Source organism: Ruegeria sp. SAZD011 (assembly GCF_059612545.1).
In genome coordinates this window covers 208,608-234,880 of sequence record NZ_JBXWQU010000041.1, presented here as the reverse complement: position 1 = coordinate 234,880, position 26,273 = coordinate 208,608, and the positions used below count along the sequence as shown (strand labels likewise).

Below are 26,273 nucleotides of genomic sequence, written 5' to 3'. Positions count from 1 at the left end.
AGAAGGAAACGCATCAATGACCGACGCAAAGACCCGTATCGACGAAACCGTCAAAGCCAACGATGTGGTGCTCTACATGAAGGGCACCAAGGAAATGCCGCAATGCGGGTTTTCCAGCCGCGTGGCCGGCGTGCTCAACTACATGGGCGTGGCCTATCAGGACGTGAACGTGCTGGCCGATGACGAAATCCGCCAGGGCATCAAGGACTATTCCGACTGGCCGACCATCCCGCAGCTTTATGTCAAGGGCGAGTTCGTGGGCGGCTGCGACATCATCACCGAAATGACCCTGTCAGGCGAGTTGGACACGCTGTTCGAAGAGAACGGTGTCGCCTATGACAAGGACGCCGCCGACAAGATCCGCGCCGCCAACGCCTGAACGCGCCCTGGCGGCAACCGCAAGCAAAGTCTTGGAAAGACTTTGCCAACAGGATTTCCCTTGAAATCCTGTTCAAAAAGCGCCCTTTGGGGCGCTTTTAACAAGATATCCGCGATATCTTGGCCCGGCCTCAGCCTGCCGTCTTTTCTTCGACCTGGTCGGCCAGCGCCTCGGCGCGGGCGGCCAGTTCGGCCAGCGTATCGGTGACCGAAGGCGGAATCACCGCCACTTCGACCCGCTCGGGTTCTGGCGCGGGGGCTGCTTTCAGCGCCTCCAGCTCTGCCTCACACTCGGCCAGCCGGGCTTCGACCACCCCGATCTTGTCCTCGACGGCGGCAGTCTTGTCCGCCAACATCAGCCCGGCCATCAGCAGCATCCGCGCCTCGGGCATTCGTCCGATCTGATCCGACAGGACCTGCGCCTCGTCATCCAGCATCTTGGCCGCCGAATGCAGAAAGCTCTCCTCGCCCTCCTGGCAGGAAACCTCGAAGGCGCGGCCGCCGATATGAATGGTCACTTCGGGCATTACTCGTCCTCTCCTTCCGCCAGATTCGCCGATGACAGCAATGGCCCCAGCTTGCTCAGCACCGCCTGTACCTCGGCCGCGTCGGTCGCCCTCTGGGCGCGCAGCGCCTCCAGCTCGGCCAGCATCGCCGCATTGATCAGATGCGGCTCGCCCACCCCGGCCTCGTTGGCGGCGCGCAGGTCCGCCAGCGCCTTGCGCAGCTGATCGTTGGCCTTGCGCAGCCGTTGCAGATCGCCATCCAGTCGCGACATTGCCGCACCATGGCTGACCCGTTCGGCGCGCAGCATTTCAAGCTCGGCGCTCAACTCCGAGACCCGCTCGCTCTGGCCCAGCTCGGCCTTCAGCCCCGCGATCTCGGCACGCAACTCATCCTCGACCGTTCGGTCGCCCGCCTGGGCACGCAAGGCCTCGATCTCGGCCTTCAGCGCATCGACATCCTCTACAGCGTCCAGTTCGGCCTTGAGCGCGTCGATCTCTGCCCGCAACAGCGTGCTCTGATCTTCGGCCTCCAGCGCCGCCTTGGCCTCGGCCAGCTCTGCCCGGGCCGCCTCGGCCGCCATCAGCTTGGCGGTGGCCTCGGCCAGATCCGCCTTCAGTTGGTTCAGATCACCATCATCTTCGGCGGCGGGCGCTTCACCGGCCTCGGATTTCAGCGCCTCGATTTCGGCGGCATGTTTGGCCTTGATCGACTTCAACCGTTCCTGCAACTGCGCATTGGCAAGCCGCTCGTCTTCCAGCGCGGCGACCAGATCGCTGTCTGCCTCGGCAGGTTCGGACGAGGGCGCTGCCTCCTGCGGCATCGCCAAGGCCTCGACCCCGGCTCCGATCCGCTCCATCGCGGCCGAAATGCGACTGTGCAGTTCCTCGATCTGGCTCATGCCCTCACCTTTGTGATGCGCGTGTTGTTTACGGCTTCTCTCTGCCCGGTCCCGACCGGCCCCGTGGGGAACGACCGAATCGGATGCCGGGATGAATAGCAGTAGTCTAACCAAATGACGGGGAAAATACCCCCCATCATTGCTTTCAACGACTTGTCGGCGGCTTCTGATGTAGCTTCCCTCACGAAAACCCTGTTTGGCTTGAACTTTGAGGGGTGAGTGGTATTGAGCGCGCAATCCGCCCGAAACCCAAAGGACAAAGCCTCGTGGACCTGACTGCGCTGCGCACTGCGAACCCCGACCACTGGACCAAGGCCACCGCCATCCGCGCCCTGACGCTGGATGCCATCGCGGCGGCGAATTCCGGCCATTCCGGCATGCCGATGGGCATGGCTGATGTCGCCACCGTGCTGTTCGAAAAGCACCTGAAATTCGACGCCGCCAATCCCACCTGGCCCGACCGCGACCGGTTCATCCTGTCGGCCGGCCATGGCTCGATGCTGCTCTATTCGCTGCTCTATCTCACCGGCAATCCCGAGATCACGCTGGAGGAGATCAAGAACTTCCGCCAGATGGGTGCCAAGACCGCCGGCCACCCCGAGAATTTCCTGGCCAAGGGAATCGAGACCACCACCGGCCCTCTGGGTCAGGGCATCTCGAACGCCGTGGGCTTTGCCATCGCCGAGGAAATCCAGCGCGCGCAATACGGCAAGAAGGTCGTCGACCATTACACCTATGTGATCGCCGGTGACGGCTGCCTGATGGAAGGCGTCAGCCAGGAAGCGATCGGTCTTGCCGGGCGTCTGGAGTTGAGCAAGCTGGTCGTCCTGTGGGACAACAACAACATCACCATCGACGGCACCGTCGATATCGCCGACCGCACCGACCAGGTTCGCCGCTTTGCCGCCTCGGGCTGGCATGTGATCGAGATCGACGGTCACGATCCGGCCGCCATCGACGCCGCTCTGACCCAGGCCAAGGGTTCGAATAAGCCCACGATGATCGCCTGCAAGACCCATATCGCGCTCGGCCACGCGGCACAGGACACCTCCAAGGGTCATGGCGCGCTGACCGACCAAGGCCAGCTTCTGGCCGCGAAAGAGGCCTATGGCTGGGCGCATGGACCCTTCGAGGTGCCTTCGGACGTGAAATCCGCCTGGGAAGCCATCGGCAGCCGGGGCGCCGCCGAGCGCGCCGCCTGGGAAGCCCGCTTTGCCGAGCTGAGCGAGCGCAAGCAGGCCGAGTTCACCCGCGCCTATGCCTTCGAGGCGCCCAAGAAGCTGGCCGGTGCCATCCGCGCGCTGAAAAAGCAGGTCTCGGAAGAGCAGCCCAAATGGGCCACCCGCAAAAGCTCGGAAGAGGTGCTGAAGGTCGTCAACCCGATCATGACCGAGACCGTCGGTGGCTCGGCCGACCTGACCGGCTCGAACAACACCAAGACCGCCGATCTGGGCATCTTCCTGCCGGAAAACCGCAAGGGCCGCTATATCCACTGGGGTATTCGCGAACATGGCATGGCGGCGGCGATGAACGGCATGGCGCTGCATGGTGGCATCCGCCCCTATGGCGGTACCTTCATGTGCTTTACCGACTATGCCCGCCCGGCGATGCGCCTGGCCGCGCTGATGAAGATCCCGTCGGTCTTTGTGATGACGCATGACTCGATCGGCCTGGGCGAGGATGGTCCAACCCACCAGCCGGTGGAGCATCTGGCGATCAGCCGCGCAACCCCCAACACCTATGTGTTCCGCCCCGCCGACACGGTGGAAACCGCCGAGGCCTGGGAACTTGCACTGACCTTCCAGCAGAGCCCCTCGGTCCTGTCGCTGACGCGCCAGAACCTGCCCACCCTGCGCACCGAGCACAAGACCAAGAACCTCAGCGCGCAGGGCGCCTATGTGCTGGCCGATGCAAGCGCGGGCAAGCGTCAGGTGATCCTGATCGCCACCGGGTCCGAGGTCGAGATCGCCATGCAGGCCCGCGCAACGCTCGAGGCCGAAGGGATTGGCACCCGCGTGGTGTCGATGCCCTGCATGGAACTTTTTGCCGAGCAGGACGAAGCCTATCGCAAGCGCGTCCTGCCCGCAGGCCCGGTCCGCGTCGGCATCGAGGCCGCGGTTCGTGCAGGCGGCTGGGACCGCTGGCTGCTGGGCGAGCGCGGACGCGAGGCCAAGGCGGGCTTTGTCGGCATGACCGGATTTGGCGCCTCGGCCCCCGCCGAAGAGCTCTATGAGAAGTTCGGCATCACCGCCGCTGCAACTGTCGCGAAGGTCAAGGACCTGCTGGGCTGAGGCTGATCCGGAAAAGACACAGGGAGCGCGGGTGACCGCGCCCCTTTTCCGTAGAGCGACGCCGCCGGAATTTCGCGGAAATTCCGGCCCGGAAAACACCTGTTTTCCGTCCCGTTTTCTTTGCAAGAAAACGGCGCCGCTCAGATCGGCAGGCTGAGCGTCACCTTTGTCCGGTCCATCGCCACCGAGGTGCGGAAACGCCGGACATTCGAATCCTCGAAGAACAACCGATGGGTCAGCGCTTCGAAATCCTGCATGTCACGTGCGGTGCAGATCAGGATGAAATCCGCCTCGCCGGTGACATAGTAACATTGCTGAACCTGCGGCTCGGCCTTGGCCCTTTTGCGAAACAGATCGAGTTGCTGAAGCGATTCCCGCTCCAGTTCGACCATCACCACAAAGGTCATCTTCCAGTCGAACCCCGCCGGATCGAGAACGGCGATTTCCTTTTCGATCAAGCCTGCCTCACGCAGCCGCTTCAACCGACGCTGCACCGAAGGCACCGACAGCGCGCAGCGATGCGCCAGCTCTTCCAGCCCCAGCCGGCAATCCTCTTGCAGGCTGCGCAGAATGGTCAGGTCGGCGGCGTCCAGGGGATGAGACATGGCAGTCCGGCTTTCTGATCGAATTGCGGCAATGGCCTTCCGGCTAGCACGAAATCCGACGAGATCCCATCGTCGTATCGTGTCATAACATCGTGGTCATGCGATAGCCCGAATGGAACAGCAGCCGGGCATAGGTCACCGGTCGCTCGCCCAGCCAGGTCACCCGCTCCACCGTGAAATGGGCGTCGGTCTCGTTGCCGCCCAGAAACTCGGCCGTTTCGCGGTTGCCCCGACAGGCCGAGAAACTGAGCCGGATATCGGTGAACGGCACCTCGCTGACCAGCCATTCATTGGGGCCGATCTGGGTGAAATCCTTGTGCTCCGCCTGCGGCACCGTACTCAGGTTGATCCAACGCTGTTCCAGCTGAAAGGGCCGCTCGTCGGCGTAGTGCATGCAGACCAGATGCAAGACCCGGTCCTGTGCGGACAGCCCCAACTGCGCACAGAGCCAGTTCGGCGCGGCCTCTTCGGAGCGGCTGACCAGCGCATAGCGATAGGTGGCACCTGTGCTCTCGATCTCTTCGCGCACCACCGGGATCGCGAAACGCGCCTGCCGGACCGGAGCCAGCTTGACCCGCGTGCCCGCCTTGCGCTTGCGCTCGACGATCCCCTCTTCGGCAAGTTCGCGCATGGCCCGGTTGACGGTCGCACGCGCGCAGCCATATTCCTCGGCCAGCGCCACCTCGCCCGGCAGCATCGCGCCCGGCGGCCAGGTGTTGTCGCGGATCGCCGCCAGGACGCGGGCCTTGATTTCCTGATAGCTGACCCGCGTCTCCTCGCCCATCTCCCTGCCCTTATAAATCTGCGCAATTAGGAATTTACGTATACAAATTGGCGCGCGTGCTGAACAGCGCAAAAAGGGTGAGAAGCGCGCTCGCGCCCCATATTATGACTGGACATAAAAAACTATTACTCATACATGTGAGGGGGTAAAATCAACCAGGCTGCCCCAATGTCAATCGCCCTGTTTCAGAACTGTACCCTCGCGACCATGGCGGCCGACGCCGCTCCCTATGGGCTGATCCACCACGCCGCGCTGGTGGCCGAGGACGGGCATATCCTGTGGGCCGGGCCACGTGCCGACCTGTCCGCGCGGTTCGCCACCCTGCCCGGCCACGATCTGGGCGGACGGCTGGTGACGCCCGCGTTGATCGACTGTCACACCCATATCGTGTTTGGCGGCAACCGGGCATCGGAATTCGAAATGCGGCTGCAAGGGGCCACCTATGAAGAGGTCGCGCGTGCGGGCGGCGGCATCGTCTCGACCGTGACGGCCACCCGCACCGCCACCGAGGCCGAACTGGTCGCCAGCGCCCTGCCCCGTGTCGATGCGATGATCGCCGAGGGCGTGGCGGTGATCGAGGTGAAATCCGGCTATGGGCTGGACACCGAGACCGAACTGCGCATGCTGCGCGCCGCCCGCGCGCTGGGCCAGCACCGTGACGTGACCATCCGCACCAGCTTTCTCGGCGCCCATGCGGTGCCGGCGGACTATGCCGGACGGGCGGATGCCTATATCGACACCGTGGCAATCCCCGCCCTGCGCGCCGCCCATGCCGAGGGGCTGGTGGACGCGGTGGACGGGTTCTGCGAGGGCATCGCCTTTGACCCTGCCCAGATCGCCCGCGTCTTTGACGTGGCCCGCGATCTTGGTCTGCCGGTGAAGCTGCATGCCGAACAGCTCTCCAATCTGGGCGGGGCCAAACTCGCCGCCTCTTACGGCGCGCTCTCGGCCGACCATATCGAGTATCTCGACGAGGAGGGCGTGGTGGCCATGGCACGGGCCGGGATGACGGCGGTGATCCTGCCCGGTGCGTTCTATACCCTGAACGAAACGCAAAAGCCGCCCATCGCGCTGTTGCGCGAACATGGCGTGCCGATGGCGGTCTCGACCGATGCCAACCCCGGATCCTCTCCGATGACCTCGCTGCTTTTGGCGATGAACATGGCCTGCACCCTGTTCCGCCTGACACCCGAAGAGGCGCTGGCAGGCGCCACCCGCAATGCCGCGCGCGCGCTGGGTATGATCGACCGGGGCACGCTGGCCCCGGGCCAGCGCGCCGATCTGGCGGTCTGGAACGTGGCTCACCCGGCGGAACTCGCCTATCGCATCGGGTTCAACCCGCTTTACAAACGCATCATCGGAGGCACCTTGTGACCGCCCTGACCCTCACCCCCGGCTCTGCCACGCTCGAGCAACTGGCGCAGATCTATTTCGACGAAAGCCCGGCGCGGCTCGACCCCGCCTGCCGCCCGGCGGTCGAGGCGGCGGCGGCGCGCATTCAGGCGGCGGCAGCGGGCGATGCGCCGGTCTATGGCGTGAATACGGGCTTTGGCAAACTGGCCAGCCTCAAGGTCGTGCCGCAGGACACCGCCACCCTGCAACGCAACCTGATCCTGTCCCATTGCTGCGGCGTCGGCGCCCCGATCCCGCGCCGCATGGCCCGGCTGATGATGGTGTTGAAACTGCTGTCGCTGGGGCGCGGCGCCTCGGGCGTGCGCTGGGAGCTGATCACGCTGCTTCAGGAGATGCTGGCGCGCGATGTCACCCCGGTGATCCCGGTGCAGGGTTCTGTCGGGGCCTCGGGCGATCTGGCGCCGCTGGCCCATATGACGGCGGTGATCATCGGCGCAGGCGAGGCCGAATACCAGGGCGAACGCCTGCCCGGCGCCGAGGCATTGGCACGTGCCGGCCTGACCCCCATTCCGCTGGGGCCCAAGGAGGGGCTGGCCTTTATCAACGGCACCCAGTTTTCCACCGCATTCGCGCTGGCGGGCCTGTTCGGTGCCTGGCGCGCGGCGACCTCCTCGCTGGTGACGGCGGCGCTGTCCACCGATGCGATCATGGGGTCGACCGCGCCCCTGCAACCCGAAATCCACGCCCTGCGCGGCCATCGCGGCCAGATCGACGCCGCCGCCCGGATGCGGGCGCTGCTCGACGGCTCGGAGATCCGCGAAAGCCATCGCGAGGGCGACACCCGGGTGCAGGACCCCTATTGCATCCGCTGCCAGCCGCAGGTGACCGGTGCCGCCATGGACGTGCTGCGCCAGGCCGCCCAGACGCTGGAGATCGAGGCCAATGCCGCCACCGACAACCCGCTGGTGCTGGCCGAGGCGGACATGATCGTCTCGGGCGGCAATTTCCACGCCGAGCCGGTGGGCTTTGCCGCCGATCTGATCGCACTGGCCCTGTCCGAGATCGGCGCCATCGCGCAACGCCGGGTGGCGCTGATGGTGGATCCGACGCTCAGTTTCGATCTGCCGCCTTTCCTGACCCCGAAACCGGGGCTGAATTCCGGCCTGATGATCGCCGAGGTCACCACCGCCGCGCTGATGAGCGAGAACAAGCATCTGGCCAATCCCTGCGTCACCGACAGCACCCCCACCAGCGCCAATCAGGAGGATCACGTCTCCATGGCCGCGCATGGGGCGGTGCGGCTGGGCCGGATGGTCGAGAACCTGCATTACATCCTCGGCGTCGAGCTTCTTTGCGCCGCGCAAGGCATCGAGTTCCGCGCGCCCTTGCAGACCAGCACCGCGCTGCAAGCTGCGGTCGCGCGGCTGCGCGCCGAGGTGCCCCGGCTGGAGGAAGACCGTTACATGGCGCCCGAGATCGAGACCGCGGCGCGGCTGGTCGGCGCCGGTGCGCTCCTCGATGCGGTGGGGATCGACATGGGCGGGCTGCGGCCATGACGCCGGTCGAGGTGATCCGGGGCGACGGCCCGGTGGTGCTGGGCATGCCGCATGGCGGCACCTTTGTGCCCGATGCGATCCACGCCCGGCTGAACCCGCGCGGTCAGGGGCTGAGCGATACCGACTGGCATATCGACCGGCTCTATGCCGGTCTGCTGCCCGGCGCGACCATCGTTAGATCGACCGTGCACCGCTATGTGATCGACGCCAATCGGGACCCCGCTGGCGTCTCGCTCTATCCCGGACAGAACACCACCACGCTCTGTCCCACCACCGATTTCGACGGGCATGACATCTGGCTGCCGGGACAAGCGCCCGACGCCGACGAGATCGCAGAACGCCGCGCCACCTATCACGCCCCCTATCACGCCGCATTGGCAGAGGCGCTGGAGCGCGCCCGCGACCGGCACGGGGTGGCGGTGCTCTATGATTGCCACTCGATCCGGTCCGACATTCCGTTCCTGTTTGCGGGCACCCTGCCGATATTCAATATCGGCACCAACAATGGCACCACCTGCGCCCCCGGGATCGAGGCGGCGACGCTTGAAACCTGCCGCGCCGCCGACCCGGATCAGACCGTTCTGAACGGCCGCTTCAAGGGCGGCTGGACCACCCGCCATTACGGGCAGCCCGAGACCGGCCAACACGCCATCCAGATGGAAACCGCGCAGCGCGCCTATATGGACGAGGCCGCTCCCTGGACCTATCGGACCGAGCGCGCCGACCGCCTGCGCCCGGTGCTGGCCGAAATTCTGACCCAACTCGAAACACTGGCGCTGTCCGGGCGCCTGAGCAGCCCCAGAGGAGCCTGATCATGCTTGACCGCAAGAACACCCGCGACGTCTATCCGCCCACCGGACCTGAGCGGACCGCAAAGAGCTGGCAGACCGAGGCCGCCATGCGGATGCTGATGAACAACCTGCACCCGGATGTGGCCGAGAACCCGCATGAGCTGGTGGTCTATGGCGGCATCGGCCGCGCGGCCCGCACATGGAGCGATTTCGACACCATCGTCGCCACGCTAAAAGACCTCGAATCCGACGAGACGCTGGTGGTGCAATCCGGCAAGCCGGTCGCGGTGGTGCGCACCCATGCCGACGCGCCCCGCGTGCTGATCGCCAATTCCAACCTGGTGCCGCATTGGGCCAACTGGGATCACTTCAACGCGCTCGATAAGAAGGGCCTGATGATGTACGGCCAGATGACCGCCGGGTCCTGGATCTATATCGGCACCCAGGGCATCGTTCAGGGCACGTATGAGACCTTTGCCGAGGCCGGGCGCCAGCATTACGGCGGCGACCTGACCGGCCGCTGGATCCTGACCGGGGGTCTGGGCGGCATGGGCGGGGCGCAGCCGCTGGCCGCCGTCTTTGCGGGGGCCTGCTGCCTGGCGGTCGAATGCAACCCCGACAGCATCGATTTCCGCCTGCGCACCAGGTACCTGGATGAAAAAGCCGAGACCCTGGACGAGGCGCTGGCCATGATCGACCGCTGGACCCAGGCGGGCGAGGCGAAATCCGTGGGGCTCTTGGGCAATGCGGCCGAGATTTTCCCCGAGATCTACGCCCGCATGCAGGCGGGCGGACTGCGCCCCGACATCGTCACCGACCAGACCAGCGCCCATGACCCGATCAACGGCTACCTGCCGCTGGGCTGGACCATGGCGGAATGGAAGGACAAGCGCGAGAGCGACCCCAAAGCGGTGGAGAAAGCCGCCCGCGCCTCGATGAAACAGCATGTGGCCGCGATGGTCGATTTCTGGAACGCAGGCGTGCCGACGCTGGATTACGGCAACAACATCCGCCAGGTGGCGCAGGATGAGGGGCTGGAAAACGCCTTTGCCTTTCCCGGTTTTGTCCCCGCCTATATCCGGCCCTTGTTCTGCAAGGGGATCGGCCCGTTCCGCTGGTGCGCCCTGTCGGGCGACCCCGAGGATATCCTGAAGACCGACGCCAAGATGAAGGAACTGTTTCCCGACAACACCCATCTGCACAACTGGCTGGACATGGCACAGGAGCGCATCGCCTTTCAGGGCCTGCCCGCGCGCATCTGCTGGATCGGCCTTGGCGACCGGCACAAGGCGGGCCTTGCCTTTAACGAGATGGTGGCCAGTGGCGAGTTGAAGGCACCGGTAGTGATCGGGCGCGACCACCTCGACAGCGGCTCGGTCGCCTCGCCCAACCGCGAGACCGAAGCGATGCGCGACGGCTCGGACGCGGTCAGCGACTGGCCGCTGTTGAACGCGCTGGTCAACACCGCCTCGGGCGCCACCTGGGTCAGCCTGCATCACGGCGGCGGCGTCGGCATGGGCTTTTCCCAACATGCGGGCGTGGTGATCTGCGCCGATGGCACGCCCGAGGCCGCCCGCCGGCTGGAACGGGTGCTGTGGAACGACCCCGCCAGCGGCGTCTGGCGCCATGCCGATGCGGGCTATGAGACCGCGCTCGACTGCGCCCGCCAACACGGGCTGCGCCTGCCGGGCATCCTGGGTAATTAGGGCGCGCGCGGATGACTGTTTTCGCCAATCGCCTGCTTGGCCCCAAGGGCTGGCTGTCTGACGCCCGCGTCACGCTTGACGGGCTGCATATCGCCTCGGTCGAGCCGGACAGCGCGCCGCTGCCGGGCGATGTGCGGGTCGACACGCTGTTGCCCGCGCCGGGCAACCTGCACAGCCACAGTTTTCAGCGGGCGATGGCGGGAATGACCGAGTATCGCAGCCGGGGGCGCGAAAGCTTCTGGACCTGGCGCGAGCTGATGTACCGCTTTCTCGACCGGTTGACGCCCGAGCATGTGGCGGCGATTGCCGCCCAGACCTTTGTCGAGATGCAAAAGGCGGGCTATGCGGCGGTGGGCGAGTTCCATTACCTGCATCACCGCCCCGGCGGCGGGCCCTATGACGACAGGGCCGAGATGTCGGCCCGGATCGTGCAGGCAGCGGCGGAAACCGGCATCGGCCTGACCTTGCTCCCGGTCCTCTATACCCATGGCGGCGCCGATGGGCGCGCGCTCGCAGGCGGGCAATTGCGTTTCGGCAACGAGCTTGACGCCTATTGCACCCTTGTCGAAGGCGCCCGCGCCCATGCAAGCACCCTGCCCGCCGATGCCCGTGTCGGCATTGCGCCGCATTCACTGCGCGCGGTGTCCGCCGCCGATCTGGCCGAGGTCGCGGCGCGCTACCCGGACGGGCCGGTGCATATCCACATCGCCGAACAGACCCGCGAGGTCGAAGAGATCAAGGCCGCCTATGGCGCCCGCCCGGTCGACTGGCTGCTGAACAACGCGGCGGTCGGGCCGCGCTGGTGCCTGATCCACGCCACCCATATGACCGATGCCGAGACCCGCGCCATGGCGGCCACCGGCGCGGTTGCGGGCCTGTGCCCGATCACCGAGGCCAATCTGGGGGACGGCATCTTCAACGGGGTAACCTATTTCGAAACGGGCGGTGCATTTGGTGTAGGATCGGATTCCAACATATTGATTTCCCTGACCGAAGAGTTGCGGCTTCTGGAATACTCCCAGCGGCTGCGTGACCGCGAACGCAACGTGCTGGCCGGTGCCGAAGGGTCGACGGGCGCGGCGCTCTATCTGGGGGCCGGGCGCGGCGGCGCCCGCGCGCTGGATCGCCGGGCCGGAGAGATCGCGCCCGGCGCCCTGGCCGATCTGGTCGCCATCGACAGCAATGCGCCAGCGCTCTGCGCGCTGGAACCGGGCCAGTTGCTGGACGGGCTGATCTTTGCCGCTGGCGACCGGGTGGTGACCGATCTCTGGTCGGCGGGCCGCCATCAGGTGCGCGCGGGTCGGCATGTGGGAGAGGACGCAATCGCCCGCCGCTATGGCGCGGTCCTGCGCGACCTGCTCTCGCGGATCTGAAAACGCAAAAACCAGATCACCATCAGCCAAGACGCGAAAAAAATTTAGCATCACCCTCCGAAGCACGATGTAACACACGCACAGATTCCGCCTATCCTGCGTCAGAACCCCAACCGGAGTCGACAGGATGGATTTCGCCGCGCGGCTGACCCAATTCAGGCACGACCTGCACCGCCACCCCGAGCTTGGCCTGGCCGAGACCCGGACCAAGGCGGTGGTGGCGGCGCATCTGCGCGCTCTCGGGATCGAGGTGCACGAGGGCGCGGGCGTGGTCGGCGTGCTGCGTGCGGGCAGCGGCAATCGCGCCATCGGGCTGCGCGCCGACATGGACGCGCTGCCGATCACCGAGACCACCAGCCATGACCATGTCTCGACCACTCCCGGCGTGATGCATGCCTGCGGCCATGACGGGCATATGACCATGTTGCTGGGCGCCGCCGAGGAGCTTGCGCGCGCCGCCGATTTCGACGGCACCGTGGTGTTCCTGTTCCAGCCCGCCGAAGAGCACGGGCTGGGCGCGCGCGCGATGATCGACGAAGGCGTGCTGGAGCGGTTTCCCATCGACGAGGTCTATGCTATCCACAACCTGCCCGGCGCCCCGCTTGGCCATGTCTCGACCCGGCCCGGCCTGATCTGCAACAGCGAGACGCTGTTCCAGATCGACATCACCGGACAGGGCGGCCATGCCTCGATGCCGCAGGCCGGGGTCGATGCGATCACCGTGGGGGCCGAGATGGTGACCGCGCTGCAAACCGTTGTGGCGCGCAAGTTGGCGCCCGCCTCGGGCGCGGTGATCTCGGTGACCGAGTTCCTGACCAATGGCCAGCGCAACGTGCTGCCGGGTCATGCCACGCTCAAGGGCGATTTTCGCGCCCGCGCGCCCCAGGATCGCGCCGAAATCCAGCGTTTCATGGAGCAGATCGCGCGCGGCGTGGCGGCGGCGCATGGGGTTCGCGTCGCGGTCGACTTCGACACCCAGTTCGTCGAGACGATGAACGCGCCAGAACCGGCACAGGCGGTCTGCCGCGCCGCCCGCGCGGCGGGGCTGGAGGCCGAGGGCAACCGTGAGCCGATGAGTTTCTCCGAGGATTTCGCCCATTTCACCGCCGCCGTACCCGGCTGCTTCCTGCTGATGGGCAACGGGACCGAGGGCGCCCATGCCAAGCCCCTGCATGCCTCGGATTACGATTTCAACGACGCGCTGCTGCCGATCGGGGCCGCCTTCTGGGCGGCACTGGTGCGGGACCGGCTGCCGCAAAGAAAGGACTGAAAATGAAAGACCTTCTGCCCGCCGCCCATCTGGGCCATGTCTCTTGTTCTCCCACCTGGGGAGATGCCGCCCACCGGGTGCTGTCGCCACAGGATTTCGACGCCGCCGAGGGTGAGATCACCCAATGGGACGGTTATGCCCCGACCCCGCTGGTGGCGCTGTCGGCGCTGGCACAGGCGATCGGCGTCGATGAGATCCGCTACAAGCACGAAGGCCCGCGCTTTGGCCTGGGCAGTTTCAAGGCGCTTGGCGGCGCCTATGCGGCCCTCGGCGTGTTGCAACGCGAGATTGCCCGCCGCACCGGCGCGCAGGTCGAACTGGCCGATATCCGCGCGGGCAAGCATCGCGACGCGGTGGCCGGGATCACGCTGGTTTCCGCCACCGATGGCAACCACGGCCGCTCGCTGGCCTGGGGCTGTCAGCGCTTTGGCGCACCCTGTCGCATCTATATCCATGCCGAGGTCAGCGAGGGCCGCGCGCAGGCGATGCGCGATCTGGGCGCCGAGGTGATCCGCATCGACGGCGATTACGACGCATCGGTGCGCACGGCCAAGGACGAGGCCGAGGCGCATGGCTGGTTCGTGGTCTCGGACACCTCGTGGCCCGGCTATACCGATCCGCCGCGCGATGTGATGGCGGGCTATGGCGTGATGGTGCGCGAGATCTGCCGCGAGATGGACCGGGCGCCCACCCATGTCTTTCTTCAGGGCGGTGTCGGCGGGCTGGCTGCCGGGGTGACCGCCGCGCTGGTGCAGCATTGGGGCGAGGCGGCGCCGCGTGTCGTTGTTGTCGAACCCGACCGCGCCGCCTGTCTTTATGAAAGTGCGCGCGCCGGGGCGGCCACTGCCGTCGAAATCGCCGAAGAGACCATCATGGCGGGCCTGTCCTGCGGCGAACCCTCGCCGCTGGCCTGGGCAATCCTGGCCGAAGAGGCCCGCGATTACCTGACCATCCCCGATACGCTGGTGGCGCCGACCGTGCGGCTGCTGGCGCATCCGCTGGGGAACGACCCGGCGGTCGAAGCAGGGGAAAGCGCCGTGGCCGGGCTGGCTGCGCTCATCGCCGCGCGCAGCGATACCGCGCTCAGCGCCGCGCTCGGGCTGGACGAGAACGCGCGGGTACTGCTGATCGGTTCCGAAGGGATCACCGACCCCGAGATCTATGCCCGGATCATGGCGGGCGAGGATATGGCCTGAACCCTGTCCAAGGGGCACTCAGTGCCCCTTGGCATCCACTCCCTTGCCGGTGACCACGCGCCAGAGCGGCGCGATCAGACGCGTCGCCAGAGGGATCAGCACAAAGCCAAGCGCCAGACCAAAGATGCCGTCCAGCGCCGCCTTGGCGATCCATTCCACCGCGCCGGTCCAGCCTGCGGGCACCGCGTGTCCGGCAGCATAGGCGAGGTCATGGATATGGTGGCCGAGCCAGCCAAAGCCCAACTCCTCCATCCCGTGGATAACGATGGAACCGCCCACCCACAGCATCGCCGCCGTGCCCACCACCGTCAGCAGATGCATGAAGCCCGGCATCCCCCGTACCAGCCCCCGACCAAAGGCGCGGGTGGGGCCAAGCCGTCCGTTTTCAGCCAGATAAAGCCCGACATCATCCGCCTTGACGATCAGTGCCACCGAGCCATAGACCGCCACGGTGATGCCGATCCCGGCCACCGCAAGCGTCGCCGCCTCCATCCAGAAACCGCTTTCGGGAATGGCGGCGAGGATGATGGTCATGATCTCGGCCGACAGGATGAAATCGGTCTTGATGGCCCCGGCGGCCTTTTCCTCTTCCAGATGCAGCGGGTCGCCCGGCTCGTCCTCCTTGAACACATGGCTGGTGTCATGCGGCACCAGCACGTGATAGACCTTTTCCGCCCCCTCGAAACACAGATAGGCCCCGCCCAACATCAACAGCGGCGCGATCAGCCAGGGTGCGAAATTCGCGAGGATCAGCGCCGCAGGCAGCAGGATCAGCAACTTGTTGCGGATCGATCCGCGCGCGATCTTCCAGATGATCGGCAATTCGCGCGCGGGCGCAAAACCATGCACGTATTTCGGCGTCACCGCCGCATCGTCAATCACCGCGCCCGCCGCCTTGGCGCCCGCCTTGGCCGCCTGTGCCGCCACATCGTCGACCGAGGCCGCCGCGACCTTGGCAATTCCCGCCACATCATCGAGAAGGGCCAGCAATCCGCTCATGCCTGCATCCTTTCATCCTGCCCGCGTTCTGGTCACCCTATCCTATCGCCCGTTGGCCGCAAGCGTTAGCGCAACCGGACCAAGTTTGCGCTAACACACTCAAAATAAATCGGTTTTGCCCTTTCTGCCCTTGGCCGCGCCGTCTATATGGCGGGTCAAAATCACGTCTGTCGGAGTTTCGGAATGACCATCAAGGTTGGTATCAACGGATTTGGCCGTATCGGTCGGTGCACCCTGTCGCATATCGCAGCCTCGGGCCGCGACGATATCGAGGTGATCAAGGTCAACGCCACCGGTCCGCTGGAAACCGCTGCCCACCTGATCAAGTATGACAGCGTGCATGGTCGTTTTCCGGGTGAGGTCACCATCGGCGACGGCACCATGAACCTGGGCCGGGGCGACATGCAGATGTTCTCGACCTATGACCTGAACGAATTGGACTGGTCGGGTTGTGACGTGGTGCTGGAATGCACCGGCAAGTTCAACGATGGCGCCAAGGCCAAGGTGCATCTGGAGCGCGGCGCCAAGAAGGTGCTGCTGTCCGCCCCCGGCAAGAACGTGGACAAGACCATCGTGTTCGGCGTCAACGACGACCAGTTGACCGCCGCCGACACCATGATCTCGAACGGGTCCTGCACCACCAACTGCCTGGCGCCGCTGGCCAAGGTGCTGGACGAGGCCTTTGGCATCGAACACGGCATCATGACGACGATCCACGCCTATACTGGCGATCAGCCGACGCTGGACCGCCGCCACAAGGACCTCTATCGCGCCCGTGCCGCCGCGATGTCGATGATCCCCACCTCGACCGGCGCCGCCAAGGCGCTGGGTGAGGTGCTGCCGAACCTCAAGGGGCGGCTGGACGGATCGGCGATCCGGGTGCCGACGCCCAATGTCTCGGCTGTCGACCTGACCTTCCGCGCGGGGCGCGACGTGAGTGCCGACGAGGTGAACGCCGCCGTTCAGGCCGCCGCAAGTGGCCCGATGAAGGGCGTGCTGGGTTACGAGCCCGCGCCGCTGGTGTCGACCGATTTCAATCACACCCCCGAAAGCTCGATCTTTACCCCCGACCAGACCCGCGTGGTGGAAAACCGCATGGTGCGCGTGCTGGCCTGGTACGACAACGAATGGGGTTTCTCGGTCCGTATGGCCGATGTGGCGGTGGCGATGGGCCGTCTGGGCTGATTTCCGCTGACCCTCTTGAGACAAGACGCCCGCTCAGGTTATCTGGGCGGGCGTTTCTGTCGGAGCCGGGACATCATGACAAATCAGATCTCCATATGGCTGGGTGTCATCCTGCTGGGCGCCGCGATGCTGGATTTCGCGATGTTCGGGACCGAACACATGCTGTTCCTGGGCAAGAAACTGTTCGACCTGCTCGAATGGCTGGCCTTCTGGCGATAGGACGCGCCCCGGATCGCCTTGCGACCCGGATGCCCGTTTGGCCCGGTTGCGGCCATTTCGTATCAAATCATCAGGACAAAGCGGCAGGAGGCGGAACGCTTACGCCCTGCCCAGCCGCTCCTTGAGGGCATCATTGACCCGGGGAGGCACGAATTTCGACACGTCGCCCCCCAGCCGCGCGATTTCCTTCACCAGCTTCGAGGCAATCGCCTGGCGGCGGGCATCGGCCATCAGGAACACGGTCTCGACACTGTCATCCAGCGCGCGGTTCATGCCGACCATCTGGAATTCATATTCGAAATCGGCCACCGCGCGCAGGCCTCGCACGATGATCTGGGCGCCCACGTCGCGGGCGCAGTCGATCAGCAGATTCTCGAACGGATGCGCCACGATCTCGGTCCCGGTCTCGGCGCTGAGCGCGGCACATTCCGCCTCGATCATCGCGACCCGTTCTTCAAGCGTGAACAGCGGCCCCTTGTCACGGTTGATCGCGACCCCGATCACCAGCTTGTCCACCAGCGCGGCGGCGCGGCGGATGATATCGACGTGACCCAGGGTGATCGGATCAAAGGTACCGGGATACAAAGCCACTCTCATCTGGGCCTCCTGCGCAATAATCTTGCTGCGCAAGCAAACATATCTCTGCCGCAGGTGCAAGCATTCCAACCTGCGGCAAAGCGTTGTTTGCGATTAGTGGCCCATGATCATGCCTTCGAGGGCATTCTTCTCCATCGCCAGCTCAGCCAGCTGCGCCTTGACCACGTCGCCCAAGGTGACCAGCCCGACCAGCTTGCCCTCCTCGACCACGGGCATGTGGCGGAAGCGGCGCTCGGTCATCTGGGTCAGCACATCCTGTACCTTGGAATCACGGCCACATGTCACCAGATCCTTGGTCATGTAGGCGCTGACCGTTTCGCTCAGACAACCGCTGCCACTGGCGGCCAGTTCGCGCACGATATCACGCTCGGAGAGGATCCCCAGCGCCGTCTCGCCATCGTCCGAGACGACCACAGTGCCGATACGCTTCTCTGCCAGAATCGCGGCGGCCTCTGCCACGGTGGCCGCGGCGCTGACGGTCACGACCCCGTCACTGGCCTTGGACTTGAGAATGGCCTGAACGAGCATATGCAACACCTCCGAAATATCTCTTCATATTCAAAAGCGTTGCGCCATTGCGTCGCCCTGTCAAGACGTGGCGTCGGCCTCGAGCCGTGCTACCTCGTCGCGGATCCCACGCGTCAGCGCCTCGGCAAAGCGGTTGAGCCGCTCGCTGCGCTGGTCGCCCTGATGCCGGACCAGATAGAAAGAGCGTGTCAGACTGACCTGATCGGTCAGGATGCGCCGCAGATTGCCATGGAACGGCAGGGTGAAATCATGCGCCACGCAGATGCCCGACCCATGCCCCGCCTGCCGCAGTTGCACCGAAACCGAATTCGAGGCCAGTGCCACCCGCTCGATGCCGATATCGTTGAGGTAATCCAGTTCGCGATCAAAGATCATGTCGGGGATATATCCGATCATCCGGTGACCACGCAGGTCGGCCAGCGTCTCGATGGGGGGATGCGTGCGCAGGTAGCGGCGCGAGGCCACCATATGCAGCCGGTAATCGGTGATCCTCTGCACCAGCAGATGCCCTGCCGTGGGCGCGCTGACGGTGACGGCCATGTCTGCTTCGCGCCGCGACAGGTTGATGACACGCGGCAGGGCGAGGATCTGGATATCCAGATCCGGATTCTCGTCACTGATCTGGGCGCAGACCTGCGGCAAAAGGTAGTTGGCGCTGCCATCGGGCGCACCGATGCGGATCTGACCGGTCAGCCCCTCGGTGGTGCCGGCCAGCGCCTCGGAGGCGCTGCGCATCGCCGCCTCGGCCTGTTCGCCATGCGACAGCAGCCGCTCACCCGCCGCGGTCAGCGTGTAACCTTGCGGCGATTTGGCAAACAGCGGCGTGTCATAGGCGGCTTCCAGCCGAGCGATGCGGCGCCCGACGGTGGCGGGATCCAGTTTCAGCTGACGCCCCGCGCCCGACAGGCTCTCCTCGCGCGCGACCGCCAGAAACACCTTCATATCGTCCCAATGTGGATCCATCCCGCCCTCGTCGTTGCATTCTTGCAAAACGCTTTTGAAATCTTGCCTCTTTTCTCGGGATTTTCGCAAGCCTAAAGTGCCGCCAGCCAATCCGGAGGAGATCCCATGCAGGAACTGACCCACTATATCAACGGCGAACATGTCAAAGGCACCTCGGGCCGCTTTGCCGATGTCTACAACCCCGCCACCGGCGAAGTGCAGGCTAAATGCCCGCTCGCCTCGACCGAGGAAATGGCCCGCGCGGTTGAAATCGCCGCTGCTGCCCAGCCCGCATGGGCCGCCGTCAACCCGCAACGCCGGGCGCGGGTGATGATGAAATTCGTCGACCTTCTGAACCGCGACATGGACAAGCTGGCCGAGGCGCTGAGCCGCGAGCACGGCAAGACCCTGCCCGACGCCGCAGGCGACGTGCAGCGCGGGCTGGAAGTGGTTGAATACTGCATCGGTGCCCCCCACATGCTGAAGGGCGAGTTCACCGACAGCGCCGGCCCCGGCATCGACATGTATTCGATGCGCCAGCCGCTGGGCGTCACCGCCGGCATCACGCCGTTCAACTTCCCCGCCATGATCCCGATGTGGATGTTCGCGCCCGCCATCGCCTGTGGCAACGCCTTCATCCTGAAACCGTCCGAGCGTGACCCGTCGGTGCCGCTGATGCTGGCCGAACTGATGGAAGAGGCCGGACTGCCCAAGGGCATCCTTCAGGTCGTCAACGGCGACAAGGAAGCGGTGGACGCGATCCTTTACAACCCGGTGATCCAGTCGGTCGGTTTTGTCGGCTCGACTCCGATTGCCGAGTACATCTATGGCACCGGCTGCGCCCAGGGCAAGCGCGTGCAGTGCTTTGGCGGCGCCAAGAACCACATGATCATCATGCCCGACGCCGACATGGACCAGGCCGCCGACGCGCTGGTCGGTGCCGGTTACGGTGCCGCGGGCGAACGCTGCATGGCCATTTCGGTCGCCGTGCCGGTGGGCGATGACACCGCCGACCGCCTGATCGAGAAACTGGTCCCCCGGATCGAGAAACTGAAGGTCGGTCCCTATACCGCCGGCAAGGATGTCGATTACGGCCCCGTTGTCACCGCCGCCGCCAAGGAGAACATCCTGCGCCTGGTGAACTCGGGCGTGGAACAGGGCGCCAAGCTGGTGGTCGATGGCCGCGATTTCAGCCTGCAGGGCTACGAGGACGGCTTCTTTGTCGGCCCGCATCTCTTTGACCATGTCACCCCCGACATGGACATCTACAAGAAAGAGATCTTTGGTCCGGTCCTCAGCACCGTGCGCGCCAAGAGCTATGAAGAGGCCCTTGGCCTTGCCATGGACCACGAATACGGCAACGGCACCGCGATCTTTACCCGCGACGGCGACGCCGCGCGCGATTTCGCCAACCGGATCAATATCGGCATGGTCGGCGTCAACGTGCCGATCCCGGTGCCGCTGGCCTATCACACCTTCGGCGGCTGGAAGAAATCCGCCTTTGGCGACCTGAACCAGCACGGCCCCGACGCGTTCAAGTTCTATACCCGGACCAAGACCGTCACCGCCCGCTGGCCCTCGGGCATCAAGGAAGGCGGCGAATTCTCCATCCCCGTGATGGAATAAGCCCAGACAAGGAACGCCCCGGCCCCTGCGGACCGGGGCGTTTCCACCTCTGGCCCATCGCGTTCGACGCGTCGCGGCCTTTCCCCGAGCGCCTCGGCCCAACCTTCCAGCGCAGGACCCCCCTTCCCGTCGCTCTCGACTTATGACAAACGCGTGAGCAGCCGCGTTTCGATACAATCGGATACAGGTTTCCCCCTTTTCCATTGCACCGATAGCAGCAATATATCCATTGGCTAATCAGGCAGGAAAACCGGAGTTTCATATGTCCACCACCCGCATGACCCGCCGTGCAACCCTTCTCGGTGCCGCGGCAGCGCTTGCCGCGCCCGCGCTTGCCCGCGCGCAGTCGACCGACGCTTTCCCGACAACCGAGACCGCAATTCGCGATCAGGTACCCGTGCGGCGCAACATCTCCTCTTTCTCGCAACAGAACTGGCAGGACCATTTCGAAAAACTCGGCGTCGGCTGCCTGCTGGCCGATATCACCAGCCGCGCGGTGCATTACTGGGGTGCCGATGGCAGTTACAAGCTCTATCCCTCCTCGGTCCCGATGACCGAGGAACTGACCCGCCGCGGATATACCGAGGTTGTGCGCAAGACCGTCAACCCCAGCTGGACACCAACAGCCTCGATGCGCGAGCGCGACCCGACCCTGCCAATCCGGATCGAGGGCGGCGAGGTCGGCAACCCGCTGGGTACCCGCGCCATGTATCTGACCTGGCCCGCCTATCTGGTGCACGGCACCCATGATACCCGCAAGATCGGACGGCAAAGCTCCTCGGGCTGCATCGGCCTCTACAACCAGCATGTCGAGGAACTCTACGAACTGGTCCAGGTCGGCACCCAGGTCCGCCTGCTCTGACCCTTTCCTCTTGCCGCAAATATCCCGGGGTCCGGGGCAGCGCCCCGGGGCCTGCGCGGCCCGAGCGCAAACAAGACGCGTGCGCGCAAAGCGCGCGCCTTTTGGTCACAACCGGGCACTCACCCCTATAGCTTGCGGATCCAGAGCGACTGCGCCCGGCCCTGGGCCAGAAACGGCAGCGCCTCGACCGCATCGGGACGCGCCCGTTGCAGATAGTAGCCGGGCCAGAGCAACTCGTAGCCGCCCGACTGCAACAGCGCATGCAATACATATTGCTCGCCCCAGGACGGGCAGTCGTAAAAGAACCGCTTGGGATATTCATAGGGCAGGAACACATCGTGCACATGAATGACCACGCCCGGCGCCAGCGCCGGGATGATGCGACAGAACAGATGCGCCACGTCATTGCTCATCCGCACCTGGTGGCTTGAATCGATGAACAGAACATCGTCGGCCTCAAGCGCGCCAAACAGCGCCGGATCGACCTCTTCCAGTCGGGCCTGTTCAAACCTGTCCACCACACCCGCGATATCGGCACGCGGCCAGGGGTCGATAGCGGTGATCTCGGTCTCCAGCCCGCCATCCAGCACCGCCTGCCGCGTGATCCGGGTCGAGTTGCCACAGCCCACCTCGATCACCCGGCGCGGCTGATAGCGGCGGATCATCAGATACAGCGCCTCGGCATCCGGTGTGTCGTAATAGCCATTGCCGCTGCGGTATCCGGTGCGGCACTGCGCCGGGTCATGCAGCGCCGCCAGCGCGTCGACATGCAGCGCGTAATCCTCGATCAGCGGTGCCAGATCAAAGGTCCGCATGCCCGGGCTCAGCGCATAGGCCGGCGCATCCAGCCCGCCGCGCGCCTCGAAATCAGCCAGCCGCGCCTGTTCCGCCTGCGCCTCGCGCGCATCGCTCAGCGCCACGCCCCAGCGTGACAACCATGCATTTGCCCGTGGAAATCTGCGTTTCTTCATCCCGCCACCCCGCTCTGTCAGCCTGTCCCGGCCCGTTCCTTACCCGTCCCGGCCCCTCAGGCCAACGCCATTCCTGCTTGGCAAAGCCACCTGTTGCCTGTTCACTGGTCTGAAACCGGCAGTGGAGGGGTCATGCAAAAGGAATTCACACTCGGCATCGAAGAGGAATATCTGCTGGTCGACCGCGACAGCCTGCATCTGGCCGAGGCGCCCGAGGCGTTGATGGCGGCCTGTCAGGCCGATTGCGAAGGTCAGGTCAGCCCGGAATTCCTGCAATGCCAGATCGAGGTCGGCACCCGCCCCCATGCCACCATTGCCGCCGCGCGCGACGACCTGAAGCGTCTGCGCGCCTGCGTCTCACAACGGGCGGCCGAGCATAACCTGACCCCGATCGCGGTCTCCTGCCACCCGTTCGCCAGTTGGAAGGACCAGCACCACACTCGCAAGGAACGCTACGACGCGCTGCAACATGCGTTGGGCGGGGTGGCGCGGCGGATGCTGATCTGTGGCATGCATGTGCATATCGGGGTCGCCGACAAGGCGCTGCGCGCCGATCTGATGCCGCAGCTAAGCTATTTCCTGCCCCATCTTCTGGCGCTGTCGGCCTCCTCGCCCTTCTGGAATGGCGAGGATACCGGCCTGTCCTCTTACCGGCTGACCATCTTCGACAACCTGCCGCGCACGGGCCTGCCACCCACATTCGCAAGCTGGGCGGAGTATGAGCGCACCACGGGCATTCTGGTCGAACTGGGGGTGATCGAAGACACCACAAAGATCTGGTGGGACCTGCGCCCCTCGCACCGGTTTCCGACACTTGAGACCCGGATCATGGATGTGCAGCCCCGGCTGGAGCATGCGCTGTCGCTGGCGGCGATGAACCAGGCGCTGATGCGGATGCTGTGCCGCCTGAAGGCGCGCAACCTGCGCTGGCGCCATTACGACCGTTTCCTGGTGGGCGAGAACCGCTGGCGCGCGCAGCGTTATGGCGTGGGCGAAGGGCTGATCGATTTCGGTGACCGCTCGGTCAAGCCGATGACGGTGCTGATGGACGAGTTGATGGGCATGCTGTCAGAGGATGCCGAGGCGCTGGGCACCCTGCCCGAGATCGCCCGCCTGCGGCAGATCGCCGAACACGGCAACTCGGCCACCCGCCAACGCCGGGTCCATGCCGAGGCGCTGGCCCGGGGCGAGGATGCGGGGCGTGCCGTTGTGCGCCACCTGATCGAGGAGTTCCACGCGGATTTGTAGGCGGAGGGGCGCTGCCCCTCTTTGCCTGCGGCCAATTCACCCCGGAGTATTTAAGGCAAAGTGAAAGGGCCTGGGGCGGCGCGCTTTGCATTTCTGCATAGGGTATTTGCGGCATTGACGCTTGATCGGATACCGGCGCGGCGGTAAGAAATAAACAACTGTTCAATTCTGCTGTCCTGCCGATGGAGGAAACGTCATGGATTTTGCACTGACTGAGGAACAGACCGCGATTTTCGACATGGCCCACGCGTTCGGCCAGGACAATATCGCGCCTTATGCCCGGCAATGGGAGGCCGAGGGCACCATTCCCAAGGACCTTTGGCCGCAGGTGGGCGAGCTGGGTTTTGGCGGGCTTTACGTATCCGAGGAGGCCGGCGGCGCCGGGCTGACCCGGCTGGATGCCACACTGGTGTTCGAGGCGCTCAGCATGGCCTGCCCGTCGGTCGCGGCCTTCCTGTCGATCCACAACATGTGCGCCAAGATGCTGGACAATTTCGCCAGTGATGAGTTGAAGGCGCGGGTGATGCCGGATGTGCTGTCGCTCAGCACGGTGCTGAGCTATTGCCTGACCGAACCAGGCTCGGGCTCGGATGCGGCGGCGTTGAAGACACGGGCGGAAAAGACCAACGAGGGTTACACGCTGAACGGCACCAAGGCGTTCATCTCGGGTGGCGGATATTCCGATGCCTATGTCTGCATGGTGCGCACCGGAGAGGACGGGCCCAAGGGGATATCGACCGTCTATGTCGAGGACGGCACGCCCGGTCTGAGCTTTGGCGCGCTGGAACAGAAGATGGGCTGGAAGAGCCAGCCCACGGCCCAGGTGCAGTTCGACGATTGCAAGGTGCCCGCGGGCAACCTGGTCGGCGTCGAGGGCGACGGGTTCAAATACGCGATGATGGGGCTGGATGGCGGGCGGCTCAACATCGCCTCGTGCAGCCTGGGCGCGGCGCAGACGGCGTTGAACATGACCCTGCAATACATGGGCGAGCGCAAGGCCTTTGGCAAATCCATCGACCAGTTCCAGGCGCTGCAGTTCCGGCTGGCGGATATGGAGATCGAACTGCAGGCGGCGCGCACATTCCTGCGGCAGGCGGCGTGGAAGCTGGACAACAAGGCGCCCGATGCCACCAAGTTCTGCGCCATGGCCAAGAAATTCGTGACCGAGACCGGTTCGAAAGTGGTGGATCAGTGCCTGCAACTGCATGGCGGTTACGGCTATCTTGCCGATTACGGGATCGAGAAGCTGGTGCGTGACCTGCGGGTGCACCAGATCCTGGAAGGCACCAACGAGATCATGCGGGTGATCACCGCCCGCCATATGCTGGCCAACCGCTGAGGAAGTGATGGCAGATATCGACATCCGGGTTACGGGGCGCGCTGGGCGGATCACGCTGACCCGCCCGCAGGCGCTGAACGCGATGAGCTATGACATGTGCATGGCGATCGACGCGGCGCTGAGGAACTGGCGCGAGGATGATGACGTCGCGCTGGTGATCATCGACGCCGAGGGTGACAAGGCGTTTTGCGCGGGCGGCGACATTGCCGAGCTCTATGATACCGGCACCCGAGGTGACTACGGATACGGGCGCACCTTCTGGCGCGACGAATATCGCATGAATGCGATGATCTTCGAGTATCCCAAGCCGGTGGTCAGCTTCATGCAGGGCTTTACCATGGGCGGCGGTGTCGGCATCGGCTGTCACGGCTCGCACCGGGTGGTCGGCGAAAGCAGCAAAATCGCCATGCCCGAATGCGGCATCGGGCTGGTGCCGGATGTGGGCGGCACGCTGATGCTGGCGCTGGCGCCGGGGCGGCTGGGCGAATACCTGGGCACCACCGCCGGGCGGATGGGACCGGATGACGCGATTTTTGCGGGTTTTGCCGATCTCTACATCCCGCAAGGTGACTGGGACGGGCTGATCGAGATGCTCGAGGCCTCGGGCGATCCGGCGATTCTGGCCACGCATGCCCAAACCCCGCCGCCGGGTGAGTTGCGCGCCATGCAGGCGGAGATCGACCGCCATTTCGGTGGCGAGACGCTGGGGGATATCCTGACCTCGCTCAGGGGCGATGGCGGAGAATTTTCGTCGAAAATTCTCGCCGGCCTCGAGCGGAACTCGCCCTTGTCGATGGCCTGTACGGTGGAGATGCTGCATCGGCTGCGCGGCGCGACGCTGAGCATCCGCAAGGCGCTGGAGCTGGAATACCGCTTCACCTATCGTGCGATGGAAAAGGGCGATTTCCTGGAAGGGATCCGCGCCCAGATCATCGACAAGGATCGCAATCCGCGCTGGCAATATGCCGACCTGACGGTGCCCGCGGTGGCGGTATCGGCCATGTTGCAGCCGCTGGGCGCCGAGGCGCTGACATTCGAGGAGGAATAGG

Annotated in this window: 25 protein-coding genes; 16 read left to right on the top strand and 9 right to left on the bottom strand. The window is 65.0% G+C overall.

Translation table 11 applies throughout. The features are described 5' to 3' along the window. Positions 1-16 precede the first annotated feature (16 nt). A complete protein-coding gene (gene grxD, locus AC2FLM_RS21735) occupies positions 17-379 on the top strand; it encodes a Grx4 family monothiol glutaredoxin (protein WP_234144010.1) in 363 nt (120 codons plus the stop codon). 130 nt (positions 380-509) lie between these two features. Here grxD and AC2FLM_RS21730 read toward each other — a convergent pair whose 3' ends face one another. Beyond that, positions 510-905, bottom strand: coding sequence for a cell division protein ZapA (locus AC2FLM_RS21730; RefSeq protein WP_234144008.1), 396 nt, complete (start codon positions 903-905; stop codon positions 510-512). Beyond that, complete coding sequence (locus tag AC2FLM_RS21725) at positions 905-1,783, bottom strand: hypothetical protein (RefSeq protein ID WP_496859922.1); 879 nt, start codon at positions 1,781-1,783, stop codon at positions 905-907. The genes AC2FLM_RS21730 and AC2FLM_RS21725 overlap by 1 nt, the downstream gene beginning before the upstream one ends. Before the next feature lie 266 nt (positions 1,784-2,049). Between AC2FLM_RS21725 and tkt the strand changes: the two genes are divergently transcribed. Next, the gene (gene tkt, locus AC2FLM_RS21720) at positions 2,050-4,074 is read left to right on the top strand and encodes a transketolase (protein WP_496859921.1); all 2,025 of its coding nucleotides are present in this window, start codon (positions 2,050-2,052) and stop codon (positions 4,072-4,074) included. A 140-nt stretch (positions 4,075-4,214) separates the two neighbouring features. Here tkt and AC2FLM_RS21715 read toward each other — a convergent pair whose 3' ends face one another. Both AC2FLM_RS21715 and hutC read right to left on the bottom strand, forming a co-directional pair. Further along, positions 4,215-4,679 (bottom strand): Lrp/AsnC family transcriptional regulator, encoded by a 465-nt coding sequence (locus AC2FLM_RS21715; protein WP_496826098.1) that lies wholly within the window; start codon positions 4,677-4,679, stop codon positions 4,215-4,217. A gap of 82 nt (positions 4,680-4,761) precedes the next feature. Beyond that, on the bottom strand, positions 4,762-5,463 hold the full coding sequence (gene hutC / locus AC2FLM_RS21710) for a histidine utilization transcriptional repressor HutC (RefSeq protein ID WP_234217357.1): 702 nt from the start codon (positions 5,461-5,463) through the stop codon (positions 4,762-4,764). 168 nt (positions 5,464-5,631) lie between these two features. Between hutC and hutI the strand changes: the two genes are divergently transcribed. The 7 genes from hutI to AC2FLM_RS21675 all read left to right on the top strand — a co-directional run bounded on the left by hutI (position 5,632) and on the right by AC2FLM_RS21675 (position 14,708). Continuing rightward, positions 5,632-6,837, top strand: a complete 1,206-nt coding sequence (gene hutI / locus AC2FLM_RS21705) for an imidazolonepropionase (RefSeq protein WP_496859920.1) — start codon at positions 5,632-5,634, stop codon at positions 6,835-6,837. Further along, positions 6,834-8,372 (top strand): histidine ammonia-lyase, encoded by a 1,539-nt coding sequence (hutH, locus tag AC2FLM_RS21700; protein ID WP_496859919.1) that lies wholly within the window; start codon positions 6,834-6,836, stop codon positions 8,370-8,372. Before hutI ends, hutH begins: the two co-directional genes overlap by 4 nt. Continuing rightward, positions 8,369-9,184, top strand: coding sequence for an N-formylglutamate deformylase (gene hutG, locus AC2FLM_RS21695; RefSeq protein ID WP_234218159.1), 816 nt, complete (start codon positions 8,369-8,371; stop codon positions 9,182-9,184). Before hutH ends, hutG begins: the two co-directional genes overlap by 4 nt. A gap of 2 nt (positions 9,185-9,186) precedes the next feature. Further along, complete coding sequence (gene hutU, locus AC2FLM_RS21690; protein WP_496859918.1) at positions 9,187-10,869, top strand: urocanate hydratase; 1,683 nt, start codon at positions 9,187-9,189, stop codon at positions 10,867-10,869. Between the two features lie 11 nt (positions 10,870-10,880). Beyond that, a complete protein-coding gene (locus tag AC2FLM_RS21685; RefSeq protein WP_496859917.1) occupies positions 10,881-12,242 on the top strand; it encodes a formimidoylglutamate deiminase in 1,362 nt (453 codons plus the stop codon). A gap of 127 nt (positions 12,243-12,369) precedes the next feature. Continuing rightward, positions 12,370-13,512 (top strand): amidohydrolase, encoded by a 1,143-nt coding sequence (locus tag AC2FLM_RS21680; RefSeq protein ID WP_496859916.1) that lies wholly within the window; start codon positions 12,370-12,372, stop codon positions 13,510-13,512. Positions 13,513-13,514: 2 nt separating this feature from the next. After that, complete coding sequence (locus AC2FLM_RS21675; RefSeq protein WP_496859915.1) at positions 13,515-14,708, top strand: diaminopropionate ammonia-lyase; 1,194 nt, start codon at positions 13,515-13,517, stop codon at positions 14,706-14,708. A gap of 18 nt (positions 14,709-14,726) precedes the next feature. On the opposite strand, the gene AC2FLM_RS21670 is transcribed toward AC2FLM_RS21675, so the two are convergent. Next, a complete protein-coding gene (locus tag AC2FLM_RS21670) occupies positions 14,727-15,707 on the bottom strand; it encodes a DUF808 domain-containing protein (protein ID WP_496859914.1) in 981 nt (326 codons plus the stop codon). 183 nt (positions 15,708-15,890) lie between these two features. Between AC2FLM_RS21670 and gap the strand changes: the two genes are divergently transcribed. After that, on the top strand, positions 15,891-16,892 hold the full coding sequence (gene gap / locus AC2FLM_RS21665; RefSeq protein ID WP_496859913.1) for a type I glyceraldehyde-3-phosphate dehydrogenase: 1,002 nt from the start codon (positions 15,891-15,893) through the stop codon (positions 16,890-16,892). Positions 16,893-16,967: 75 nt separating this feature from the next. Next, positions 16,968-17,111, top strand: coding sequence for a hypothetical protein (locus tag AC2FLM_RS21660; protein WP_234218165.1), 144 nt, complete (start codon positions 16,968-16,970; stop codon positions 17,109-17,111). Positions 17,112-17,210: 99 nt separating this feature from the next. Here the strand turns inward: AC2FLM_RS21660 and coaD are convergent, their stop codons facing one another. The 3 genes from coaD to AC2FLM_RS21645 all read right to left on the bottom strand — a co-directional run bounded on the left by coaD (position 17,211) and on the right by AC2FLM_RS21645 (position 19,199). Then, a complete protein-coding gene (gene coaD / locus AC2FLM_RS21655; protein WP_011047922.1) occupies positions 17,211-17,708 on the bottom strand; it encodes a pantetheine-phosphate adenylyltransferase in 498 nt (165 codons plus the stop codon). Between the two features lie 93 nt (positions 17,709-17,801). Beyond that, entirely contained in the window at positions 17,802-18,236 is a 435-nt protein-coding gene (locus AC2FLM_RS21650) for a CBS domain-containing protein (RefSeq protein ID WP_234136924.1), read from the bottom strand. 60 nt (positions 18,237-18,296) lie between these two features. Then, positions 18,297-19,199: a LysR family transcriptional regulator gene (locus AC2FLM_RS21645; RefSeq protein ID WP_234143983.1), complete on the bottom strand. Its 903-nt coding sequence runs from the start codon at positions 19,197-19,199 to the stop codon at positions 18,297-18,299. A 105-nt stretch (positions 19,200-19,304) separates the two neighbouring features. Between AC2FLM_RS21645 and AC2FLM_RS21640 the strand changes: the two genes are divergently transcribed. Further along, on the top strand, positions 19,305-20,804 hold the full coding sequence (locus AC2FLM_RS21640) for a CoA-acylating methylmalonate-semialdehyde dehydrogenase (RefSeq protein WP_496859912.1): 1,500 nt from the start codon (positions 19,305-19,307) through the stop codon (positions 20,802-20,804). Between the two features lie 262 nt (positions 20,805-21,066). Next, on the top strand, positions 21,067-21,666 hold the full coding sequence (locus tag AC2FLM_RS21635; RefSeq protein WP_496859911.1) for a L,D-transpeptidase: 600 nt from the start codon (positions 21,067-21,069) through the stop codon (positions 21,664-21,666). Between the two features lie 125 nt (positions 21,667-21,791). Here the strand turns inward: AC2FLM_RS21635 and AC2FLM_RS21630 are convergent, their stop codons facing one another. Continuing rightward, positions 21,792-22,637: a class I SAM-dependent methyltransferase gene (locus AC2FLM_RS21630; protein WP_496859910.1), complete on the bottom strand. Its 846-nt coding sequence runs from the start codon at positions 22,635-22,637 to the stop codon at positions 21,792-21,794. A gap of 132 nt (positions 22,638-22,769) precedes the next feature. On the opposite strand from AC2FLM_RS21630, the gene AC2FLM_RS21625 reads away from it, so the two are divergent. The 3 genes from AC2FLM_RS21625 (at position 22,770) to AC2FLM_RS21615 (ending at position 26,272) form a co-directional block, all read left to right on the top strand. After that, positions 22,770-23,885 (top strand): carboxylate-amine ligase, encoded by a 1,116-nt coding sequence (locus AC2FLM_RS21625; RefSeq protein WP_234218168.1) that lies wholly within the window; start codon positions 22,770-22,772, stop codon positions 23,883-23,885. 196 nt (positions 23,886-24,081) lie between these two features. Then, the gene (locus AC2FLM_RS21620) at positions 24,082-25,224 is read left to right on the top strand and encodes an acyl-CoA dehydrogenase family protein (RefSeq protein ID WP_496859909.1); all 1,143 of its coding nucleotides are present in this window, start codon (positions 24,082-24,084) and stop codon (positions 25,222-25,224) included. Positions 25,225-25,231: 7 nt separating this feature from the next. Further along, positions 25,232-26,272 carry an enoyl-CoA hydratase/isomerase family protein gene (locus tag AC2FLM_RS21615; RefSeq protein WP_496859908.1) on the top strand — a complete coding sequence of 347 codons (1,041 nt, stop codon included), beginning with the start codon at positions 25,232-25,234 and terminating at the stop codon, positions 26,270-26,272. Position 26,273 lies beyond the last annotated feature (1 nt).

Bases quoted from the DNA above. Each gene is read 5' to 3' on its own strand.
- grxD (WP_234144010.1), top strand. From the start codon at position 17: ATGACCGACGCAAAGACCCGTATCGACGAAACCGTCAAAGCCAACGAT.
- AC2FLM_RS21730 (WP_234144008.1), bottom strand. From the start codon at position 905: ATGCCCGAAGTGACCATTCATATCGGCGGCCGCGCCTTCGAGGTTTCC.
- AC2FLM_RS21725 (WP_496859922.1), bottom strand. From the start codon at position 1,783: ATGAGCCAGATCGAGGAACTGCACAGTCGCATTTCGGCCGCGATGGAG.
- AC2FLM_RS21715 (WP_496826098.1), bottom strand. From the start codon at position 4,679: ATGTCTCATCCCCTGGACGCCGCCGACCTGACCATTCTGCGCAGCCTG.
- hutC (WP_234217357.1), bottom strand. From the start codon at position 5,463: ATGGGCGAGGAGACGCGGGTCAGCTATCAGGAAATCAAGGCCCGCGTC.
- hutI (WP_496859920.1), top strand. From the start codon at position 5,632: ATGTCAATCGCCCTGTTTCAGAACTGTACCCTCGCGACCATGGCGGCC.
- hutG (WP_234218159.1), top strand. From the start codon at position 8,369: ATGACGCCGGTCGAGGTGATCCGGGGCGACGGCCCGGTGGTGCTGGGC.
- hutU (WP_496859918.1), top strand. From the start codon at position 9,187: ATGCTTGACCGCAAGAACACCCGCGACGTCTATCCGCCCACCGGACCT.
- AC2FLM_RS21685 (WP_496859917.1), top strand. From the start codon at position 10,881: ATGACTGTTTTCGCCAATCGCCTGCTTGGCCCCAAGGGCTGGCTGTCT.
- AC2FLM_RS21680 (WP_496859916.1), top strand. From the start codon at position 12,370: ATGGATTTCGCCGCGCGGCTGACCCAATTCAGGCACGACCTGCACCGC.
- AC2FLM_RS21675 (WP_496859915.1), top strand. From the start codon at position 13,515: ATGAAAGACCTTCTGCCCGCCGCCCATCTGGGCCATGTCTCTTGTTCT.
- AC2FLM_RS21670 (WP_496859914.1), bottom strand. From the start codon at position 15,707: ATGAGCGGATTGCTGGCCCTTCTCGATGATGTGGCGGGAATTGCCAAG.
- gap (WP_496859913.1), top strand. From the start codon at position 15,891: ATGACCATCAAGGTTGGTATCAACGGATTTGGCCGTATCGGTCGGTGC.
- AC2FLM_RS21660 (WP_234218165.1), top strand. From the start codon at position 16,968: ATGACAAATCAGATCTCCATATGGCTGGGTGTCATCCTGCTGGGCGCC.
- coaD (WP_011047922.1), bottom strand. From the start codon at position 17,708: ATGAGAGTGGCTTTGTATCCCGGTACCTTTGATCCGATCACCCTGGGT.
- AC2FLM_RS21650 (WP_234136924.1), bottom strand. From the start codon at position 18,236: ATGCTCGTTCAGGCCATTCTCAAGTCCAAGGCCAGTGACGGGGTCGTG.
- AC2FLM_RS21645 (WP_234143983.1), bottom strand. From the start codon at position 19,199: ATGGATCCACATTGGGACGATATGAAGGTGTTTCTGGCGGTCGCGCGC.
- AC2FLM_RS21640 (WP_496859912.1), top strand. From the start codon at position 19,305: ATGCAGGAACTGACCCACTATATCAACGGCGAACATGTCAAAGGCACC.
- AC2FLM_RS21635 (WP_496859911.1), top strand. From the start codon at position 21,067: ATGTCCACCACCCGCATGACCCGCCGTGCAACCCTTCTCGGTGCCGCG.
- AC2FLM_RS21630 (WP_496859910.1), bottom strand. From the start codon at position 22,637: ATGAAGAAACGCAGATTTCCACGGGCAAATGCATGGTTGTCACGCTGG.
- AC2FLM_RS21625 (WP_234218168.1), top strand. From the start codon at position 22,770: ATGCAAAAGGAATTCACACTCGGCATCGAAGAGGAATATCTGCTGGTC.
- AC2FLM_RS21620 (WP_496859909.1), top strand. From the start codon at position 24,082: ATGGATTTTGCACTGACTGAGGAACAGACCGCGATTTTCGACATGGCC.
- AC2FLM_RS21615 (WP_496859908.1), top strand. From the start codon at position 25,232: ATGGCAGATATCGACATCCGGGTTACGGGGCGCGCTGGGCGGATCACG.